Here is an 18,943-nt window from a genome sequence, read left to right as displayed (position 1 = left end):
TGCCAGATTTTGACGCATATTGCAGGGTATATCCGATTCGCAGAATGCGTTAATTGCCTGACAGCACAAGCATCCCGACCTCAAAACAGCATGAACCAATGCGTTTTGCACTGTTTTGGCTGGGGATCATATGTTTCTCGTAAATTGATGGAACATTCCCAAGTCAGGCAAATTGAACTAGTGTTCTGCGAGATATGTGTTGTCGCAGTAGATGGAGCGCGGGGAAGTGTGGCTTCATCGACTGGACATTATTCGTTTTTAGTATGAGAGGGTTACCCGCATGAAGGAATGGCTCAGCGGTCTTGTTGGAGAAAGTGCCGCAAATATTGTCGGCTTTATCCTTATTTTTGCGATCATTCTTGGCGGAATTTTCGTTGTTCTTAGTATCATCCGTCGCTTTGGCGGCGGGACTTTTGCCACGAACGGTCGAACAGGACGCCAGCCTAGACTTTCAGTGATGGATGCAGCCGCGGTCGACAGCCGTCGTAAACTCGTTCTTATTCGTCGCGACGATGTTGAACACCTTCTACTCATCGGTGGTCCGACAGATGTCGTTGTTGAACAGAACATCGTTATGGAATCGCGCGCCAACGCGCGGTCGCAAGCGTCACGTATCGAACCGGAACATATCGAACGTTTTCGCCAGCATGAAGCCAGCATCACAACTGAGGTAAGCGAGCGCCCGGCCCTTTCCCAGCAGAGCCAGCAGACGATTCAAAAAGACGAAGCCATTCAGCTCAATTCTCCAATTGATACGTCTGTTCAACGCAAGCCCGAGCCAGTACGTGAAACGCCTGTGCAACAGGCTGCACCCGAAGCGCCGCAATTCCGTGCGCCTCCGCGCCCTCCTGTGCCTCCAGTAACGCCTCAGGCGCCAAAGGTTGCTGAAACGCCGGTTGCGCCAGCCCGTCCTCAGCAGCCGCCCCGTCCAACGCCGAACTATCCCCCACAGCCACGCACCGTTCTTCCTGCAGCACGCCCGGCAGAGCAGCCGCAGGCACCGCGTTTGCATCCTGCCTATCCGCTTAGCCAGGTTTCGCGTGGTGTTTTGAGTTCGACATCAGGTCTTGGTGCCAGTGCAGCCGCAGCAGCAACGGTTGCGGCAGCTGATCTTGGTAGCGTCACGCCTGAGCGTGAAGTGGCGCCAAGCGTGAAAACCCCGGCACCAGAGATTGGCGACATTCTCCAGAGCCCTGCAGTCACAACCTCATCAGCGCCTGATTTCACGCCTGCAGCCCCGAAATTGGAACCTGTAGCTGTTGTTTCTGATCAAGAACCAGAAACAGACGACGGTCTCGAAGATCTGGGCGGAGCACTGCATGACGCGATCATGGCAGATCTCGAAACCGATACGTCTGCCACATCTGGCAACAAAGAGCCGGAAATGCTGGAAGTCGATATTTTTGAAGAAGAACTTCTAGGATCTCTCGATATTTCGCCGAACGGTGGCAAGCCAAGCGACGATATCGAGGACGAAATGGAAAAGCTGCTTGGTGAACTGACCAAGGACGAAACACGCAAATTCTGATTTGCGGATAATACCAAACTCCTGAGCATGACTCAGGAGTTTTTGGTTAAGCCCGAGTGGCGACTTTGATCGCGAGTGGTATCTATGTTGAGAGTTTGCAGGGTAGAACTGGCTTAAGCGGGAACGCTTGTCGTTTTAGGCTTTGTGATGGCCCGTCTTCGGTCTCTTGGTATTATTCAAAACGTATGCGGCTTTCAGCACCGGCAATCTACACGTATCCCCTGATACAAAACTGTGTTGGAGCGACGAGAATTTAGCGGGGCAGCATATATGAAAAGAATAACAATCCTTATTTGCCTAATCGCGTTTACGGCTGTCGTTACTGGCTGTGCCAATCGATCATGCCGCGATTGGCCGGGTACGTGCATTATTCAGTAATCGAAGCGCAGTTGCCGGATTAATCCGTATTTTCTCCCGAAGAGATTGAACGGATAAGGACTGACAAGTGAGCGATGATGAAAAATAAAATCGGAAAGCAGTTAGCACTGCTGGCGCCTTAATTGATGGCATCCGAGCTAGGTTCAAGAATGACGACAATCCGTCGAATAGACCGGTGACTTTTTCTTTTCAGCAGTAGAACCAACCAATAAAAAAGGCTGCGGTAAACCGCAGCCTTGAAATTTCTTATTCGACTGGATGAAGATCAATCGTCGCGATAGACCTTTTCGCGGCGCTCGTGGCGCTCTTGTGCTTCAATAGAAAGCGTTGCGATTGGTCGTGCATCAAGTCGTTTTAAACTGATAGGATCGCCGGTCTCCTCACAAAAACCATAGGTCCCCTCGTCAATACGGCCGAGAGCTGCATCGATTTTGGAAATCAGTTTGCGCTGTCTGTCGCGAGCGCGAAGTTCAATTGCCCGATCCGTTTCGGAGGATGCCCTATCCGCCAGGTCCGGGTGATTTGCATTTTCCTGCTGCAGCGCTTCTAATGTTTCGCGCGCTTCGCGCAGAATATCATTCTTCCATGCAACAAGTTTTGCACGGAAGTAAGACTTCTGCCGTTCATTCATGAACGGCTCGTCTTCAGTGGGCCTATAGTCAAGGTCGATCAATTCACTCATTCTGAATCACCCCACATCTAGGAGACGCGAGCGGTTATATAAGTCGATCGCAACAAGGACACAACATCAAACACACGCGTCTCACTACTTTTTAATTCATCAAAATTGTGTGATTTTGATGAAAAAATAAGCATTTTTTAAAACACAGATAATTAATTCAATTTTGTTTTCGTAAAAAACTTCAATATTTTAGATCGGTTGCTGCTTAAGAAATATAATTGCCGAATTAGCATAGCCTATGCTCTCGTTTTTGCCCATTATTGCAGCAAAACTACCTGTGTATATTGTGAGTGTTCGTCGAAAAATCGTCTGAAACTGCAGGTGGTGGGAGCAATCTTGCAGAAATTGTGGCATGGATTACGCTTCAGAAGCCTCAAAATGTTGTTTGGAGCCTTTCATGAGTCGCCTTTTTCTACTCCGTCACGCCAAGGCAATTTGGGCCAAGCCCGCGATGAAAGACTTCGACAGGCCGCTGGATGAGGAAGGTATTTCCTCACTGGACCAGTTGGCACAAGCTATGAAGATGTCTGGTATTTTGCCTGACAGGGTTGTGCTCTCCGCCTCCTGTCGGACACGCGAAACGGCATTTGGGCTTATTGAGCGGCTTGGTATTGATGTTGAAACCGTTATCGATGAAACAATCTATAGCGGTGGTGCAGGTGAATATATGAAGGCCATCAAGAACAATGCCGCCTCCGATCAACTCATGCTTGTTGGACATAATCCCAGCATAGAAGATTTGGCTTTGGCGCTATGTGGCGACGGTGAACCTTCGAGCCTTTCGCGTCTTGAAGCTGGCTTTCCTACCGCTGCTCTTGCGACAATAACCTTCGATGGGCCGCTATCGGAAATCGCGCGTGATCGTGGTTTTCTGGAAAGTTTTCCTTTGCCGCGTTAAGACGCTTCATCATTCTATCTGCAGTCTCCTTGTTGATACGGCTCATGAATTCCTATCTATGGCTGTGACAGGACGTAATTCTCACGAGGAAACAATTGGCAAAACTGACCAGTTTCGGCGATGAAGCAAGGATCGCGCTCGACACGCTGACAGACCGAGCCACAGGCTTGATGTCTCCGTCGCTGAGATTGGGGGTAACAGGGCTTTCTCGCGCTGGTAAAACGGTTTTCATCACGGCTCTGGTGCATAATATGGTGCATGGCGGTCGCCTGCCCCTGTTTGAAGCTTACAAATCGGGACGCATCTCGCGTTCCATGCTTGAGCCGCAGCCCGATGATGCAGTTCCGCGTTTTCAATATGAAGAGCATCTTTCGGCACTGCTTGATGAACGTATCTGGCCAGATTCTACGCGCGCCATTTCACAGCTCCGTCTGACAATCGAATATGAAACAGCTTCTGCCTGGGGGCGCTGGCTGTCACCGGGGCGACTTTCGGTGGATATTGTCGACTATCCCGGCGAATGGCTGCTTGATCTGCCCTTGTTGGGCAAAACCTATAGTGAGTTCAGTGCAGACTCCTTCGCTCTGGCTCATGAGCCGACGCATATCGATCTTGCTCAAGCTTGGATTAATGAAGCAAAAGCAATTGTTCCCTCTGAAAACGCAGATGAGCTGACAGCGCAACGGCTGGCCAAAAGCTTCACTGCCTATCTGCGTGCAGGCAAAGCTGATGAGCGTGCGCTCTCCACCCTACCTCCGGGGCGCTTTTTGATGCCTGGCGATCTTGAAGGTTCGCCAGCGCTTACTTTTGCCCCTCTGCCCGACCTAAAACCTGACGATTTTAAAACCGGCAGTCTGGCCGCAATGATGGAGCGCCGCTATGAGGCCTATAAGACGCATGTGATCAAACCATTTTTTCGGGAACATATCGCGCGGCTTGATCGACAGATTATCCTCATCGATGCCATGCAGGCCATGAATGCCGGTGGCGCTGTGGTTGCTGATCTTGAGCGGGCGCTGACCGATATTCTCTCCTGTTTCCGTCCGGGGCGGGCAAATCTGCTGACCGGGCTCATTCAGCGGCGCATAGGACGCATTCTGGTTGCTGCTACAAAGGCCGATCATCTTCACCATGAAAGCCATGACCGGTTGCAGGCAATCGTTCGCCGTCTTGTTGAGCGGGCGATTGAACGCGCTGATTTTTCGGGTGCCGATATCGACGTATTGGCTATGGCGGCTGTCCGCGCCACGCGTGAGGCGACAGTAAAGGAAGGCAAGGATACCTTGCCTGTCATTATCGGGACACCGCTAAAAGGCGAGCGCATCGACGCGGAAATATTCGACGGTGAAACAGAAACAGCTATATTCCCCGGTGATTTACCAAAAAATCCTAATGTAATATTCGAACCATCGATTTCGAGTGATGAACCAGCCATTCGATTTGTTCGTTTCCGGCCTCCGCGGCTAGAGCGCACGGCGGAAGGCATAACGCTTTCGTTGCCGCATATTCGGCTTGATCGTGCATTGCAGTTTCTAATCGGGGATCGTCTGGCATGAGTGAACAGCCTCCACGCAAACCCGCAGCATTTACCGTTCAAAAGCCGACGGATACGATTTCGCCCTCTGGAGCACCGAATGATGCGCCACGCCGCCCGCGTGCGGTTACCGATCTTGAGAAGGTCATTCCCGAGGTCGATGTCTTCGCACTGACGGATGAAGAGGCTGCTGAGCTGGAAGTTCTGGACCCTTCATTTGAAGCTCCGCCTCGCCGGCGATGGTCGTTGAGCAAAATATTGTTTGGTGCGTTGGGCATCCTTGTTTCATTTGCGATCGGCATCTGGACCGAAGATCTCATTCAGGCGCTTTTTACGCGCGCAGACTGGCTCGGCTGGACGGCGCTTGGCGTTGCAATGATTGCGCTTGCTTCTTTCATCGCCATCATCGTGCGCGAGCTGATCGCATTAAGACGGCTCGCCTCTGTTCAACATTTGCGCAAAGACGCAGCCGATGCAGCGGAACGTGATGATATGGCCGCTGCGCGAAAGGCGGTCGATGAATTACGGACAATAGCGGCCGGCTTGCCGGAAACCGCTCGCGGCCGTCAGATGCTTGATGGACTGACCGATGAAATCATCGATGGCCGTAATCTTATTCGTCTTGCCGAAACGGAAATTCTGAAACCACTTGATCGCGAGGCACGCGCACTCATTCTCAATGCTTCCAAGCGTGTTTCCATCGTAACAGCTATCAGTCCGCGGGCTCTTGTCGATATTGGCTATGTGATCTTTGAATCTGCACGCCTTATACGCCGCTTGTCACAGCTCTATGGTGGCCGTCCCGGCACATTGGGCTTTCTCAAGCTTGCGCGACGCGTCGTAGCGCATTTGGCCGTTACCGGTACGATTGCTATGGGAGATAGCGTTATCCAGCAGCTGATAGGTCATGGTCTGGCATCGCGTCTTTCCGCAAAACTGGGTGAAGGCGTGGTCAATGGCCTAATGACTGCGCGTATCGGGATTGCGGCGATGGACGTTGTACGCCCCTTCCCGTTCAATGCTGAAAAACGTCCCGGCGTAGGCGACTTTATTGGTGATATTGCCCGCATCAATGGTGAAAAGGTCAACAAGCCGACTGACCGAAAATAATGAGCTCTTCCCAATAATCTCTGCGACTTCAGCCGCCATGAAAACGAAGCGTTAACCATTCGAAACGATTATAAGCTTCACTATCAGGTGCTCGAATCTGTGATCCTTGCGCCAACAAAACACCCTGACGTTCGGTTGCGGAGTGTTTGTAGATCATCTATTGGAATGGTGCCTAGCGGTCGAGATTCCGGGACAGAGCTGAATATGAAAAACTACATCGCTGCATGCCTTACGCTACTGCCCGCATCGCTTTTTGCTGCGCCAGCTCTGGCTGCAGACAAGGATGAACAGTTTTTTCAGACGATTGAAGGCCAATGGTCCGGTCCGGGCGAAATTGTTGCCGGAAAATACAAGGGCACAAAATTTGTCTGCACACTCGCAGGCACTACCCCTGACAATGCGGTTGGTATGACGCTTGATGGTTCTTGCCGCGTTGGTGTTTTCTCTCAGCCTATGAAGGCAACCGTGACGCGCGTCGGCTCCAACTATTCGGGCAAGTTTAATGATGGCGCTGAAGGTAAAGGCCTCAACGTTACCTCTGGCTCCGTAACCGGCAACAAGGTGGTTCTCGGTCTTAACCGTAAAGAGCTCAATGGCGCGATGCTTGCTCGCGTTGCCGACAAGAACACCATGAATGTGACTGTTTCGGTCCGCGTTGAGAAGGAACTTGTTCCGGTAATCGGTATGAGCCTCAAGCGTATAGATAATATCGCTGTTGGCAGCATCGCCAAAAATTAAGCGGCTCTGTGTAAAAATAGGGATTAGAGTGGTTACAATCTAATCCAGCCACCAGCCCGCATCAGTGCGGGCTTTTTCTATTTCAAAAGTGGCACAGGCCTTTTCCCACTCCGAAACAGTTTTACCCGCAATCTGAAGTGACGGCGCAATATCATTGAGCGGCACGAGCACAAATGCGCGCTCCTGAATACGCGGGTGTGGAAGCTCCAGTGCAGGTTCGTTCATGATAATCGCCTCGCCTGCATCATCCTGAATCGCGAGAATATCAATATCGATGATACGCGGTCCCCATCGCTCCAGTCGAACGCGTTTGAGCGAACGCTCTACATCAAGACAGGTGTCGATGAGCTGAAGCGGCGCAAGTGCGGTTTCGATCTGTGCACAGGCATTGTGAAACCAGGCCTGATCGGTCTTTCCCCATGGCGGTGTGCGATAGACCTGAGAAACCGCGATAACACTCGTATCGGTGCGCGCATCAAGGAGTTTCAGCGCCTTGGCCATCGAAGCGATAGGGTCATCGATATTGCCGCCAAGCCCAAGCCAGGCGCGATAAGGCAAAGCAATGCTCATCAGCGTGGATAAACCACCGTTACTTCAACATGATCAAGCACGCCTGGAACTGGTGCGTTAGGCTTGCGAATGGTGATTTCAGCACGTTTGATCTGCGGGAAACGCGCAGTCAGTGCCTTGCCGACATCAAGTGCCAATGTTTCAATGAGATAGCGCTGGCTGCCGGTGATGATGTCTTGAATGACTGTGAAGGCGATGCCGTAATGGACCGTGCCTTCAATGTCGTCATTTTCAAGCGAGTCACCCGGATCGACATCCAGGATAGCATCAACGTAGAAACGCTGACCAAGCTTATGTTCTTCGTCAAAGACGCCGTGATGCGCGAAAAATGCGCAGTTCATGATGCGGATGGTGTACACGGCCCTGTTTCCTATTAATTCTTTAATCTGCTTTGCAGGATAGCATCGGCAACTGCAAGTGCGTCCCTATTAAAAGCGACATTGTGAACACGGAAGATGTCGGCTCCTGCCAATCGCATTGCAACCGACGTTGCAGCCGTTCCGATATCCCGCATCAATGGATCAGCCTGTTCTGTGATGGCACCAATGAAACGTTTGCGCGACGTTCCCACCAATAGAGGATAGCTGAAACGCTGCAATTCTTCCATGCGTGCCATCAAAGCGATGTCTTCATCCTTGTTTTTGCCAAAACCAAAGCCCGGATCAAGCACGATACTGCCAGCATCAATACCTGCCCTGCTCGCAATTTCCAGAGATACATCGAGAAAGGCGAACTGATCGGCAATCACATCGGGGTCGGTATTTCTATCGCGGCTCGTATGCATGATGACCAGTCCGGCACCTGTATCTTTCGCAACCTGAGCGATTTCCGGTTCTCGCTGAAGCCCCCATACATCATTGACGATATGGGCGCCCGCCTCTACCGCAAGCCTAGCTGTTGATGCGTGATAGGTATCGATTGAGATTATACAGCCAAACTCTTTCGCAAGCGCACGTATGACTGGAACAACGCGTGCGGCTTCTGTTTCGGCGTCAACTAAAGCAGCACCGGGGCGAGTCGATTCCCCTCCGACGTCGATAATCGTTGCGCCATCGTCCAGCATGGTTTTCGCAACAATCAATGCATCATCCAGGTCATTGTGATGTCCACCATCGGAAAATGAATCCGGTGTGACGTTTAAAATGCCCATGATGACAGATTTTGCGCCCAATTGGAGGTTACGACCGTGGGCAAGTTGCCATTGTTTTATCATTGAAGAATATTCCAATTGTCTTTTCTGTCGGACTTTATGCAGCCAAACGGGCGATATGGCGTTTATTGATGGTCGTTATAGTTCTCTTGACGATTGCATGCCATGTTGCACATCAGTGAATGTACGAGTTTCTTTCTGGTTTTATGAAGAGGTGCCAGAACATGTCCTTTAAAAAACGAGTTCTGGCTTTGGGCTTAGCCCTCGCTGTTGTTGCTCCACAGGCAGAAGCTGCCTCCATTTTCCGGACGTTTAGCTATTATAATGTCAACGGGAAGACAGCTGCAGATCTCGACAAGGCACTGTCGCGCAGTGGCCCGTTTCTCAAGAAGACCGGTCAGCATCATCCTGGCGCTGCAGAAATCCGCTTCGATGCCAAGGTACGCTATGGGCGTGCTACGGGTGATCGCGCCTGCAAGGTTCAGGGCGTTTATGTGAATGTTCATGCAAAGGTCATGCTGCCGCGCTGGAAACAGCGCCGCAAGGCTGGCCCTGAACTCGCATTGATTTGGGATACTTTGTATCAGGATATTCGTCGTCACGAGGAAAGCCATATCGTTATCGCGCGCAGCCATGCGAGTGAAATGGAGCGTCAGATACGCTCATTGCGGAGCCGAACAGACTGCGCCACGTTGCGTGCAGACATCGATAAGGTGACGGAACGGCTTATGGCAGCGCATGATAAAGCGCAGGAGCGTTTTGATCGTGTTGAGACGATCAACTTTGAACGACGCTTTGAGCGTCTTTTGACTTATCGACTTGAGAAAATGACCCAGTAACGCCGGGGTCTATTTAGCTTGTTGCAAATTTTTCCTGATGGCTTGTGTCATCAGGGCAGCCTCGTGGAAACCTGAAAGAATGAGTTTCAGTTTTCCGGGGTAGTGGCAAACATCGCCAATCGCATAGGTTTTTGGCTGCGACGTGCGAAACGTTTCAGTATTCACGACAATTGAATTGCCGAAACGCTGAAGATCCAATGCGGCAAGCGGATCGGGGCGAACGATCTGGCCTTCTGAGGTAGATGCCCCAAGGCCCGAAGCAATCACCAGGCATTTTGAGCTGAATATTGTTCCGGTAGCCGTTTTGAGCTGAATACCGTTTTCACTAGCTGAAACGCCGGTCACAAGCTGATCGAATTCGAAGGCAGGCTTGTAAGGCTTTATTTGGGTCAATAGCCGCTCAATAAGCTCTTCACCCATAATCTTTGCAAAAGCTGGAACATCGAAAATGGGCTTGTCAGCATAAAGCGCAGTACACTGACCGCCTGCTCGGCTCGCTGAATCAAACAAACGGCACGTAAGGCCGAACAGGCCCAGCTGAAAAACTGAAAAAAGAGCGACAGGCCCGGTGCCGATGATAGCGATGTCTGAATGACGTTCGACTTCCATTTGCGCTCCCTAATGTATCGCCGCTCTTTCCTTTTATTTTAGTTCTGGCGCTCAGGCACCTTAACGACAAGGCCGTCGATCTCATCGCTTACACGGATCTGGCACGAAAGACGTGAGTTTGGCTGCACTTCATAAGCGAAATCCAGCATGTCTTCTTCCATCGCATCCGGACCGCCAACAGTTTCAGTCCAGTCTTCATCCACATAGACATGGCATGTGGCGCAGGCGCAGGCACCGCCGCATTCAGCATCAATGCCGGGAATGCCGTTGCGAATGGCTGCTTCCATCACGCTCGATCCATTATCGGCTTCGACTTCAGTTCGCGAAGCGCCGTCAGCGGACACGAAGATAATTTTTGTCATTGTCAGTTCCTGCGCACCTTACACGGCGCTATTGATAGCTTTTGTTCCGACTTCCTTGAAGGAAACAACAGGCTTCTTGAATATCTTGCTGAGGCAGATACGGTGTAATCGGTTCAAGTTCAACCATTGCGGCGCTTTGGACTGAAAACTGCGCCAAAATGCCGTTCCTTTTCAACGTTCCTGCCCTAGATCACCTATTTGGACGAGAGCTCTTGCTGCATGGGTGATATAGGCATTATCATCAAGTTGGAATTATCAGTCCGTGTAGCGTTATTTTTTTGCCGCATGAATCAAACTATTGGTAGAATAAAAATAACAGCTCTCTTTTAACGTGCATTTTTGTTAACGATTTTTAGCAGATGCATTATAGTGGTTTGTCGTTTCGGTTTGATTTCCACAGAATGATCGTTAACTTGAAAACGCCGGAAAACCGGGATTTTTTAAAACTGAACCCTTTTTTGTTAACCTTGTATTTAAAGTTTTAGACATCCGGCGCGGGCGCCTATTTCCTTAACAAGCCTGAGCCGATACGATGAAAAATGGCGGAGTAAGTTTTGTAACGGCTCTATGTTGATCCGGCCGTCGCAGTAATGAGTACGAGGTAGGCAAGGCTATGGCTTCTAAATCCAAGGCGCAAAAGCTCGACCACGAGGTTGAACAGGCACTTGAACAGGCACTCGACATCGATTTCGGTGACGATTTCGATATTGATATGGACCTGAGTGCAATTGACGAAGAATTCTCCGTCGATGACCTTGAAGAGCAGATTTCGCGTGCGGCCGAAGAACTGGTCGCAGAGCAGAACACGAAAGTGGTCGAAGCCGCGAAAGTCTCTCCTGTAAACATTACCACCGAAGGAACAGCGAAGGCGGAAACGATTTCTACCGTTTCAGTCATTGCAAGCCCTGCTGCGCCACCTGTGCCTCCAGTCGTCAGTGCAGTACTTCCATCCGCCACGCCGGAAGCCGCTAACACTGCATCAAAGCCAGTCAACAAAGCCAAGGCGCCAGTTCAGGACGCAGCACCAAAAGCTGCAACAGCTCCTGTTTCTCCTGCGCCATCCGTTGTAGCCGCCACGCCTGCCGCCGCTCTTACGCCTGCCAACGACGATTCGCGCAATGGCAGAGCCGTTGCTGCAGCACCGCGTCGCATTACCGAACGCTCGTCCAAGCTTTTCTGGACAACGACTGCCATGAGCGTCCTTTGGGCCGCCGGCGGCGTTGCGATCAGCAAGGCAATCAGCCCTGATGTATTCTCCAGCCTTCAGGCAACAAAAGACTTCTTCACATCCCCTGCCGGTCTCGGCGTAACAGCTGGCGTGGCGCTGCCCGTCATCATGTTCTGGGGCTTCGCGCATCTGGTGCGTCGTGCGCAGGAAATGCACGTTGCAGCACGCAGCATGTCGGAAGCAGCGCTCAAGCTTTTGCAGCCTGAAGCCGCTGCAGGCGACCGCGTTTCCACGCTGAGCCAGGCTGTTCGCCGCGAAGTTGCAGCGATGAACGAAGGCATCGAGCGCACGCTCGCACGCGCTGTCGAACTTGAAACACTCGTTCAATCCGAAGTTAATCAGCTTGAACGCGCTTATAGCGACAATGAAGTGCGCATTCGCTCGCTTGTCAGCGATCTGGGCAATGAGCGCGAAGCTGTTGTCAGCCATGCCGAACGCGTTCGCTCTTCCATTACTGGCGCTCATGAGCAGCTCAAGGAAGAATTGTCGAGCGCTGCCAATATCATACGCGATAATGTTGTATCTGCATCTCAGCAGCTCAGCTCGCTTCTCGGCGATTCTGGCGAACGTCTGATCGGCAGCATCAACGAAAGCGGCGGCGCAATTGCTGACGCCATTGAAAAGCGTACCGGCGATATTGCAACACGCATCACGACTTCCGGCGAAGCTTTTGCAAGCGAACTGGATACACGTATTGCGACGCTCGATCAGCAGTCGCGTGAAATTTCGGAACGCGTAAGCTCGGCGCTTGATGAGCGTACAGCTGGCATCGCAACTCTGCTTGGCGGCGCCACGCAGTCGATGGTTAGCGAGTTCGACGCACGCCTGACCCAGCTCGACACAACGCTGAATGAACGTGGCCGCTCGCTCCTTTCCGAGTTTGAAACACGCGCCCATGCACTTGACAGCAGCACTGAAAAGCTGAACGCGGCTCTTGAAACCCGTTCGCGTCAGATCAACGAAAATCTCATTGCACGTACTCGTGAAATTGCAGAAACCTTCTCTGGTGGCCGCAATGCACTGAGCGCAATGATCGATGAAACGAAGACCAAGATCAGCGATGATCTGACTTCGATCAGCGAAAGCGTTGGCAGCGTTCTCAACGAAAAAGCTTCGGCTTTTGCTGGCAAGCTTGCAGAAAGCCGCGATGTTCTGGCGTCTTCGCTTGAAGGTGAAACTGAACGCGTTTCAGCGGTTATCCGTGGCCATGCTGATACGCTTGCCGCACGCACAAGCGATATCGAAAACGCAATTAACAACAGCGCTTCGGCTCTGGATTCAGCTGCTGAGCGGCACGCGGCTATTCTTGCTGACAGAACAAGTGTTCTTCAGGAAGAAATGGCAAACAGCGCTTCGCGCCTCGATGCGACCTTCGCAGATCACTCGCGTTCGCTCGAAGAGCGTGCAGCCTCTCTGCAGGGTGTCATCGCTGGCAATCAGGCAATGCTTGCTCAGCTGATGGATGAACGTACAAGCGTATTGCGCGATAATTTCAACGAAAATCGTGAACTGATCGCTCGTACTTTTGATGAACGGGTCAATTCGCTGCAGACTCTTATTGCTGACAATCAGCAGGAGCTGGCACGCGTATTCGACGAACGCTCGCAGACGCTTAGCGAAACAATCGGTGCAAGCCGTTCTGCCTTTGAAGCAACGTTCAATCATCACGTTCAGCACGTCGAAGAACGCACGAGTGGACTGCGCTCGGTTCTCAACGATCATAACAGCGCCCTCGTCCATATCCTTGATGGGCATGAACAGACAATTGAAGGCCGCACCGCTGCAATCCGCGAAACTCTGACTGAAAGCACTGCGTCGCTCAGCCAGACCCTTCAGGATCATGGCGATATCCTTTCGCAGCGCACGACCAATCTGCACAACGCGATTGAGAACAGCAGCGATGCGATCAGCCGCGCTTTCGAAGGCCAGACCGGCATTATCGAAGAACGTACACAGACCATGGAAAAGGCGCTTTCGATTGGCGTCGACAATGTTCGTCGCGCACTCGAACAGAGTGCTGGTGTCGTCGCAGGCTCGCTGCGTGAGAAGATCACGGAAGCAGCCAGCACGCTTTCTGCTGAAGCAGCGAAAGCTGGTCAGGCTCTCGACGGCTTTGGTCAGAGCTTCAGTGCCGATCTCATTGCGAACCTCTCCGGCACTGAAGAACGCCTCGGCGAACGCGCAAATGCAATTGCAGAACGTCTGTCGCAGATCGAAAGCAGCATTGCTGATACCGCAACCAAGACAAGCGATACGCTTGCTGGTCACAGTGAAGCATTTGCCGCAAGCGTTGCCGATAATCTGGCTGGCACAGAAGCTCGCCTGAATGAACGTGCAAGCGCGATTGCCGGCGGTCTCGAAGCCATTGAAAGCCGCCTCACCGGTGAGCTTTCAGCAATTGAAGCCCGTATCGCAGACACTGCTACCAAAACCAGTGAAACACTGGCCGGTCATAGCGAAGCATTCTCTTCAAGTGTTACGGAAAATCTTTCCGGCACTGAAGCTCGCCTTGCTGAACGCGCAGATGCCATTGCAACGCGCCTCGGCGACATCGGTTCGCGCATCACGATGGAACTTGGTTCGGTTGAAGCCCGTATCGCTCAAGTTACCGATACGACTGCCGTTACGCTTGAAGAACGTACCCGTGAGCTGAATGCTGTCCTCGCTGCACGTTCACAGGAAATCACGCAGATCCTCAATGATACTGCTGAACCGCTTGTACAGCGTCTTGCAGATAGCGGTCGCGGCCTTGCTCAGCAGCTTGAAGAAGCAACCCATGCAGCAACTGACCGTCTTCGTTCGGAAAATGCAGCACTGGTCAACGCATTGGCCAGCCGTACGGCTGAAACAATTGCTGCTGTTCAGCAGGCGAAGTCTGGCCTTTCGGAAAATGTCAGCGAACTGATCGACCGCCTCGCCGCTTCAAACGGTGAACTCGGCAAACTGATCGACGCTGCAGCCCGCAACCTGACAGACATTGATGGTCGTCTCGTTGAAACAACCAGCAGCTTCGTTGAAAATGCAAACCGCGCAGCACAGATGTTCCAGGCTTCGACCGGTCTCATCGACAACAACATCGGAACGCTGCGTGCGCTTTCGGATGGTACTCTGTCGCAGATCGCTGATATTGCGGAACGCTTTGAAGAACACGGCAAGGTTCTCTCGTCTGCTTCGGACATGATCAACTCGGCTCAGAATGGCCTTGCAGGTACTCTTGAAGACCGTCACCTGGCGCTCGACAAGCTAGCTTCCGGTCTGGTTGAAAAGTCGGAAGGCATCGAGAAGCTGATGCAGTCGTTTGAAACGGTTGTTGCATCTGCCTTCCAGCGTGCTGAAGGACAGACTCGCGTTTCTGCTGAAAAGATGCGCGAAAGCGTTTCCGAGATCGTGGAACAGGCTTCGCAGAAGTTCTCTGCTGCCACCGACGATATCCGTCGCACGGCTTCGGAAATTCGCAGCGAACTCGACACAACCCGTGGCGAGCTCAAGCGTGGCGTTCTCGACATGCCTGCAGAAGCAAAAGAAACGACGAGTGCCATGCGCAAGGCGGTTGGCGAGCAGATCAATGCTCTCAAGGAGCTTGCTGAAATCGTCAACAAGTCGGGACGTCTGGTCGATGTTGGCGAAAGCCGTGCAGACCGCTCGGTTTCCCGTCCGGTTCAGACCCAGCGCGCTGCTCCAGCTCCGACACCAGTTCAAGCTCCTGTCGCGCCACGCCCACAGGCTCAGGCACCACAGGCTGATGTTGCAGTCCGTAGCCGCCCTGTAGAGGCACCAAAGGCCGCTCAGCCTGCGCAATCGGCTGAAAAGCCACGCGGTTGGGTTTCGGACCTTCTGGCTCGCGCCTCCCGTGACGATGAAGCTGCAGCGCCATCGCAGCCGCAGTCGACACAGGCTCCGCGTTCACCGAGCCACGTCGTTGAATCGCTCAACTCGCTTTCGGTCGATATTGCTCGTGCAATCGATCATGAAGCATCGGTTGAGCTCTGGGACCGCTACCGCCGTGGCGAACGCAATGTCTTCACCCGTCGTCTTTACACGCTGAAGGGTCAGCAGACATTTGACGACATCAAGCGTAAGTATCAGACGGATGGTGAATTCCGCCGCGCCGTAGACCGTTACATGGACGACTTCCAGCGCCTGCTTGAAGACGTTGCACGCAACGATCGCGATAACATGGTCACACAGACCTATCTCACGTCGGATACCGGCAAGGTTTACACCATGCTCGCTCACGCAAGCGGACGTCTGCGCTAATCGCGGACCATATAGTATGAAAGAAAAACGCGGCTCTCGGGCCGCGTTTTTTGTTTTGGAATGAAGACGGATTATCGAAGCTGCACGTCGCGAACTATCGAAACCGAGCAACCGAGTGAAACGAGTTCAAGGTGGAGCAAACCGGGATGAATAATCAGTTCATTGGACTGATTACACGCAAATCCCCGGCTCCGACGTTTCCGCGTCATGCACCAGAGCGTGTCGCGCTTAGTCGCACCCATGGCGCTCGCTCCAGATACTGTTAGTTGTCGCATGTTCGCGAACGCTAAATGAATCCATTTAGCTGCAACATGCTTTAGGCTGGCACGAAAAAAGCAGGCCGGAGATTATCCGACCTGCTTTGGAGTGTGTTTCGATTTGATTTGATTGGATTAGATCGACGCCCTAAGCCTTTTTATTTGAAGCATAATCTTATCGATCCTCGATTCACCCCGATAGGATTATGCTTTGACTTTAGACGCGTTCTGAAATGATTAGAGCGACGATATCGTCCAGCCCACGACCTCGCTTACAGTCCGATCAAACGCAGCGTCCAGTGCTTTGACATAGGCGCTGTTTGTCGCGCCACTGACCGGAACGGATGAGCGGAACACGCGCGTTGAGCGTACTTCACCATTCTTGTCATTCATCAGCTTCACGGCAAGCTCTACGACTGCAACACGCTGTCCACCGTAGACCTGAACGCCGAACATGCGCAGATCGGTGAGTATCTGATAATTGATTGCCAAGCCGTCGCCAGGACGGCCTACACCACCAAAGACACCCGTATTTTCATAGGCCTGCACAATTCGCGACTGAACGATATTCGTCAGGCGGTCGCCCCATTGTGCGCCCTTCAGATATTCGATTGAGCCCGGTGAAGAGCTGATAACGATATTTTCGCTGTCGAGGGCTTTCAACGCCGTAGGAGTCGGTATCAGCAATTGAATGCTCTTCCGGCTAGGGGAAGAAACATTGGGCTGCGGTGCCGAAAGGTTGAAAGTGTCGAGAGGCGTTGTCGTTCCACAGCCTGCGAGAAGGCCCACAACGAGTGCAGACACAGCAGAAGCTTTGATGAGCGAGCGGCGTGATTTCATATCAACGGAACCGATTCTGGAAATCAATGACGCGCCCTCCCGTTATACTGCGGTACGTTACCTTGTCCGCCGAAAATCAGACGCTGCGGATTGCGTTCGAGATCTGTAATTGCCTGTTCAATACGCTGGATCGAACGACGGCTGTCAACCACAACCGACTGAACATCGCGCAGACCTTGGCCTGAAAAACGCTGCAGATTGTCTGCAATCGGTCCGAGACGCTTGTCGAGATTGGTTGAGGTCTGGCGGATTGATTCAAGCGTGGCTTTTGCCTGCGCTACGACGCCATCCTTGTCGTCGCTAGACAGAAGCTTATCAGCCTTGGCCATGATACCTTCAACGCGAACGGATGCTGCATTCAAGCGGGCCATCATATCTTTTGCATCTGTGATGATCTGATTGATGTTGCCAGTATTGGAACCAAGTTCTTCAATCACATCGGCATTCTTCGCCAGCGCGTCTGTGAAAGTCTTCGTGTTCTTGATCGTGTCAGTCAGAGGGCCGCGCGCATCTTTTGCAAAGCCTTCCAATTCGCCCAAAACACTGTTCGCGCGGGCAAAGATGTCCTGTGCGGTGGCGAGAAGATTGTTGATTGAGGACGGATCGGCGTCGATACGCGCAACCGTGTCTTCCTTTGCAGCTTCGGTCAGAAGATTGGGTTCATCCAGACGCCCGCCCTTCAATTCGATGTAAGCCTGGCCTGTAAGGCCCTGAAAACCGAGCGTAGCGGCAGTTGAGCGCGTGATCGGCGTTGTCGCATTAACGCGCGTCTGCACGATCACCATGCCGGGATTGGTCTCATCGAGATGCAGGCGGCGCACATCACCAACCTTGATACCGTTAAACAACACCTGACTACCGATGCTGAGGCCCGTTACCGAACCCGGAATGCGCACATCAAGAGCAACCGAATCCCTCGCTTCACCGAAGCGGGCGATCCAGTACACGAAACCGAACGCCAGCAGACTGACGATCAGCGTGAACACTCCTACCAGTACGTAATTGGCTCTCGTTTCCATACCTTATCCAGTCTGCAAGCGGCTACCCGGCCGCCGTCTGCTTGGCGCCGAAGTGTCAATCTGGCGCGCGCGCTTGCCTTGAAAATAGGATTTAACCCATGGATCGTCTACAGTCAGCATGTCTTCAATGGAACCGCTGACCAACACTTTTTTGTTGCCCAAAACTGCAATGCGATCGCAAATCGCAAACAGACTGTCGAGGTCGTGGGTGACCATATAGACAGTCAGTCCCATTGTATCGCGAAGGTTCGCAATCAGCTCGTCAAAGTCTGCTGCACCGATCGGATCAAGACCCGAAGTCGGCTCATCAAGGAAGACGATATCGGGATCAAGAGCCAGTGCGCGGGCTAGAGCTGCGCGCTTGATCATGCCGCCTGAAAGCTCTGACGGGAATTTCTCAGCTGTATCCGGTTTCAGTCCCACCAGATCGATCTTCAAACGCGCAAGCTCATCCATAAGCTTTGGTGAAAGATCGAGATATTCACGCATCGGCACCTGAATGTTTTCCAGTACATTCAGCGCTGAGAAAAGCGCACCATGCTGGAACAGAACACCCATGCGCATATCGATGGCCATTTTCTCGACGTCGCCCAGACGATCGATGTTTTTGCCCAATATCTCGATATCTCCAGACTGCTTTTTATTCAGTCCGAGAATTGTGCGCATAAGCACCGACTTACCGGAACCGGACGGTCCGATGAAGCCAAGCACCTCGCCCTTGTATATATCAAGCGACAGCTTATCGAGAACAGGCGCACGACCGCCGAAAGAAACAGTAACATCACGCACCGATATGATCGGCACGGGCGCCTGATTGCTTTCCTCGTCGTGTGATTGTGGCTGCTGATCGATACTGCTCTCCATACCTATTCTTTATCCGAGCTTGCTCTGAGACTGAACCGCAAGCGAGAATCTCAAGTCTGATTTATCTCTGACTGTGTCCG

15 protein-coding genes and 1 pseudogene are annotated in these 18,943 nt (G+C 52.3%); 7 read left to right on the top strand and 9 right to left on the bottom strand.

Annotated elements, in window-relative coordinates:
* Nucleotides 1-280 precede the first annotated feature (280 nt).
* Nucleotides 281-1,528, top strand: coding sequence for a flagellar biosynthetic protein FliO (locus ABWV94_RS02905; RefSeq protein WP_113498835.1), 1,248 nt, complete (start codon nt 281-283; stop codon nt 1,526-1,528).
* Between the two features lie 643 nt (nt 1,529-2,171).
* Here the strand turns inward: ABWV94_RS02905 and dksA are convergent.
* Nucleotides 2,172-2,588, bottom strand: coding sequence for an RNA polymerase-binding protein DksA (gene dksA / locus ABWV94_RS02900; RefSeq protein WP_007874975.1), 417 nt, complete (start codon nt 2,586-2,588; stop codon nt 2,172-2,174).
* Nucleotides 2,589-2,985: 397 nt separating this feature from the next.
* On the opposite strand from dksA, the gene ABWV94_RS02895 reads away from it, so the two are divergent.
* From ABWV94_RS02895 to ABWV94_RS02880, 4 genes are all read left to right on the top strand, one after another.
* Nucleotides 2,986-3,486: a SixA phosphatase family protein gene (locus ABWV94_RS02895; RefSeq protein ID WP_113498833.1), complete on the top strand. Its 501-nt coding sequence runs from the start codon at nt 2,986-2,988 to the stop codon at nt 3,484-3,486.
* A 95-nt stretch (nt 3,487-3,581) separates the two neighbouring features.
* The gene (locus tag ABWV94_RS02890) at nt 3,582-5,042 is read left to right on the top strand and encodes a YcjX family GTP-binding protein (protein WP_113498831.1); all 1,461 of its coding nucleotides are present in this window, start codon (nt 3,582-3,584) and stop codon (nt 5,040-5,042) included.
* Nucleotides 5,039-6,130, top strand: a complete 1,092-nt coding sequence (locus ABWV94_RS02885; protein WP_064320619.1) for a YcjF family protein — start codon at nt 5,039-5,041, stop codon at nt 6,128-6,130. Before ABWV94_RS02890 ends, ABWV94_RS02885 begins: the two co-directional genes overlap by 4 nt.
* Before the next feature lie 204 nt (nt 6,131-6,334).
* Nucleotides 6,335-6,868, top strand: coding sequence for a hypothetical protein (locus ABWV94_RS02880; RefSeq protein ID WP_007874968.1), 534 nt, complete (start codon nt 6,335-6,337; stop codon nt 6,866-6,868).
* A 39-nt stretch (nt 6,869-6,907) separates the two neighbouring features.
* Here ABWV94_RS02880 and folK read toward each other — a convergent pair whose 3' ends face one another.
* From folK to folP, 3 genes are read right to left on the bottom strand one after another with little or no spacing between them, the layout of a single operon-like run.
* Nucleotides 6,908-7,438 (bottom strand): 2-amino-4-hydroxy-6-hydroxymethyldihydropteridine diphosphokinase, encoded by a 531-nt coding sequence (gene folK / locus ABWV94_RS02875; protein ID WP_113498829.1) that lies wholly within the window; start codon nt 7,436-7,438, stop codon nt 6,908-6,910.
* Nucleotides 7,438-7,797 (bottom strand): dihydroneopterin aldolase, encoded by a 360-nt coding sequence (folB, locus tag ABWV94_RS02870; RefSeq protein ID WP_007874966.1) that lies wholly within the window; start codon nt 7,795-7,797, stop codon nt 7,438-7,440. The genes folK and folB overlap by 1 nt, the downstream gene beginning before the upstream one ends.
* A 14-nt stretch (nt 7,798-7,811) precedes the next feature.
* On the bottom strand, nt 7,812-8,651 hold the full coding sequence (gene folP / locus ABWV94_RS02865) for a dihydropteroate synthase (protein ID WP_113498827.1): 840 nt from the start codon (nt 8,649-8,651) through the stop codon (nt 7,812-7,814).
* 161 nt (nt 8,652-8,812) lie between these two features.
* On the opposite strand from folP, the gene ABWV94_RS02860 reads away from it, so the two are divergent.
* Complete coding sequence (locus ABWV94_RS02860; RefSeq protein ID WP_007874962.1) at nt 8,813-9,427, top strand: DUF922 domain-containing Zn-dependent protease; 615 nt, start codon at nt 8,813-8,815, stop codon at nt 9,425-9,427.
* 9 nt (nt 9,428-9,436) lie between these two features.
* Here the strand turns inward: ABWV94_RS02860 and ABWV94_RS02855 are convergent, their stop codons facing one another.
* Nucleotides 9,437-10,036: an FAD-dependent oxidoreductase gene (locus ABWV94_RS02855; RefSeq protein WP_113498825.1), complete on the bottom strand. Its 600-nt coding sequence runs from the start codon at nt 10,034-10,036 to the stop codon at nt 9,437-9,439.
* Nucleotides 10,037-10,074: 38 nt separating this feature from the next.
* Nucleotides 10,075-10,398: a 2Fe-2S iron-sulfur cluster-binding protein gene (locus ABWV94_RS02850; protein ID WP_007874958.1), complete on the bottom strand. Its 324-nt coding sequence runs from the start codon at nt 10,396-10,398 to the stop codon at nt 10,075-10,077.
* Nucleotides 10,399-11,488: 1,090 nt separating this feature from the next.
* Here ABWV94_RS02850 and ABWV94_RS02845 point away from each other — a divergent pair.
* Nucleotides 11,489-15,883, top strand: a pseudogene (locus ABWV94_RS02845) (apolipoprotein A-IV repeat region-like domain-containing protein); the annotation flags it as partial.
* 494 nt (nt 15,884-16,377) lie between these two features.
* Here ABWV94_RS02845 and ABWV94_RS02840 read toward each other — a convergent pair.
* The 3 genes from ABWV94_RS02840 to ABWV94_RS02830 are packed head-to-tail and all read right to left on the bottom strand — an operon-like array spanning nt 16,378 to nt 18,863.
* Nucleotides 16,378-16,980, bottom strand: coding sequence for an ABC-type transport auxiliary lipoprotein family protein (locus tag ABWV94_RS02840; protein WP_407976340.1), 603 nt, complete (start codon nt 16,978-16,980; stop codon nt 16,378-16,380).
* Between the two features lie 23 nt (nt 16,981-17,003).
* A complete protein-coding gene (locus ABWV94_RS02835; RefSeq protein ID WP_064320612.1) occupies nt 17,004-17,999 on the bottom strand; it encodes an MlaD family protein in 996 nt (331 codons plus the stop codon).
* A gap of 3 nt (nt 18,000-18,002) precedes the next feature.
* Entirely contained in the window at nt 18,003-18,863 is an 861-nt protein-coding gene (locus tag ABWV94_RS02830) for an ABC transporter ATP-binding protein (protein ID WP_007874947.1), read from the bottom strand.
* Nucleotides 18,864-18,943 lie beyond the last annotated feature (80 nt).

It is taken from the genome of Brucella sp. NBRC 12953 (genome assembly GCF_040369775.1).
Classification (GTDB): Bacteria; Pseudomonadota; Alphaproteobacteria; order Rhizobiales; family Rhizobiaceae; genus Brucella; species Brucella pseudogrignonensis.
Note: the sequence above shows the minus strand (reverse complement) of the source record. Positions and strands in the feature narration are given on the sequence as shown.

Excerpts from the sequence above, each read along its gene's own strand:
- ABWV94_RS02905 (WP_113498835.1), top strand. The coding sequence starts at position 281 with ATGAAGGAATGGCTCAGCGGTCTTGTTGGAGAAAGTGCCGCAAATATT.
- dksA (WP_007874975.1), bottom strand. The coding sequence starts at position 2,588 with ATGAGTGAATTGATCGACCTTGACTATAGGCCCACTGAAGACGAGCCG.
- ABWV94_RS02895 (WP_113498833.1), top strand. The coding sequence starts at position 2,986 with ATGAGTCGCCTTTTTCTACTCCGTCACGCCAAGGCAATTTGGGCCAAG.
- ABWV94_RS02885 (WP_064320619.1), top strand. The coding sequence starts at position 5,039 with ATGAGTGAACAGCCTCCACGCAAACCCGCAGCATTTACCGTTCAAAAG.
- ABWV94_RS02880 (WP_007874968.1), top strand. The coding sequence starts at position 6,335 with ATGAAAAACTACATCGCTGCATGCCTTACGCTACTGCCCGCATCGCTT.
- folK (WP_113498829.1), bottom strand. The coding sequence starts at position 7,438 with ATGAGCATTGCTTTGCCTTATCGCGCCTGGCTTGGGCTTGGCGGCAAT.
- folP (WP_113498827.1), bottom strand. The coding sequence starts at position 8,651 with ATGATAAAACAATGGCAACTTGCCCACGGTCGTAACCTCCAATTGGGC.
- ABWV94_RS02860 (WP_007874962.1), top strand. The coding sequence starts at position 8,813 with ATGTCCTTTAAAAAACGAGTTCTGGCTTTGGGCTTAGCCCTCGCTGTT.
- ABWV94_RS02855 (WP_113498825.1), bottom strand. The coding sequence starts at position 10,036 with ATGGAAGTCGAACGTCATTCAGACATCGCTATCATCGGCACCGGGCCT.
- ABWV94_RS02850 (WP_007874958.1), bottom strand. The coding sequence starts at position 10,398 with ATGACAAAAATTATCTTCGTGTCCGCTGACGGCGCTTCGCGAACTGAA.
- ABWV94_RS02840 (WP_407976340.1), bottom strand. The coding sequence starts at position 16,980 with ATGAAATCACGCCGCTCGCTCATCAAAGCTTCTGCTGTGTCTGCACTC.
- ABWV94_RS02835 (WP_064320612.1), bottom strand. The coding sequence starts at position 17,999 with ATGGAAACGAGAGCCAATTACGTACTGGTAGGAGTGTTCACGCTGATC.
- ABWV94_RS02830 (WP_007874947.1), bottom strand. The coding sequence starts at position 18,863 with ATGGAGAGCAGTATCGATCAGCAGCCACAATCACACGACGAGGAAAGC.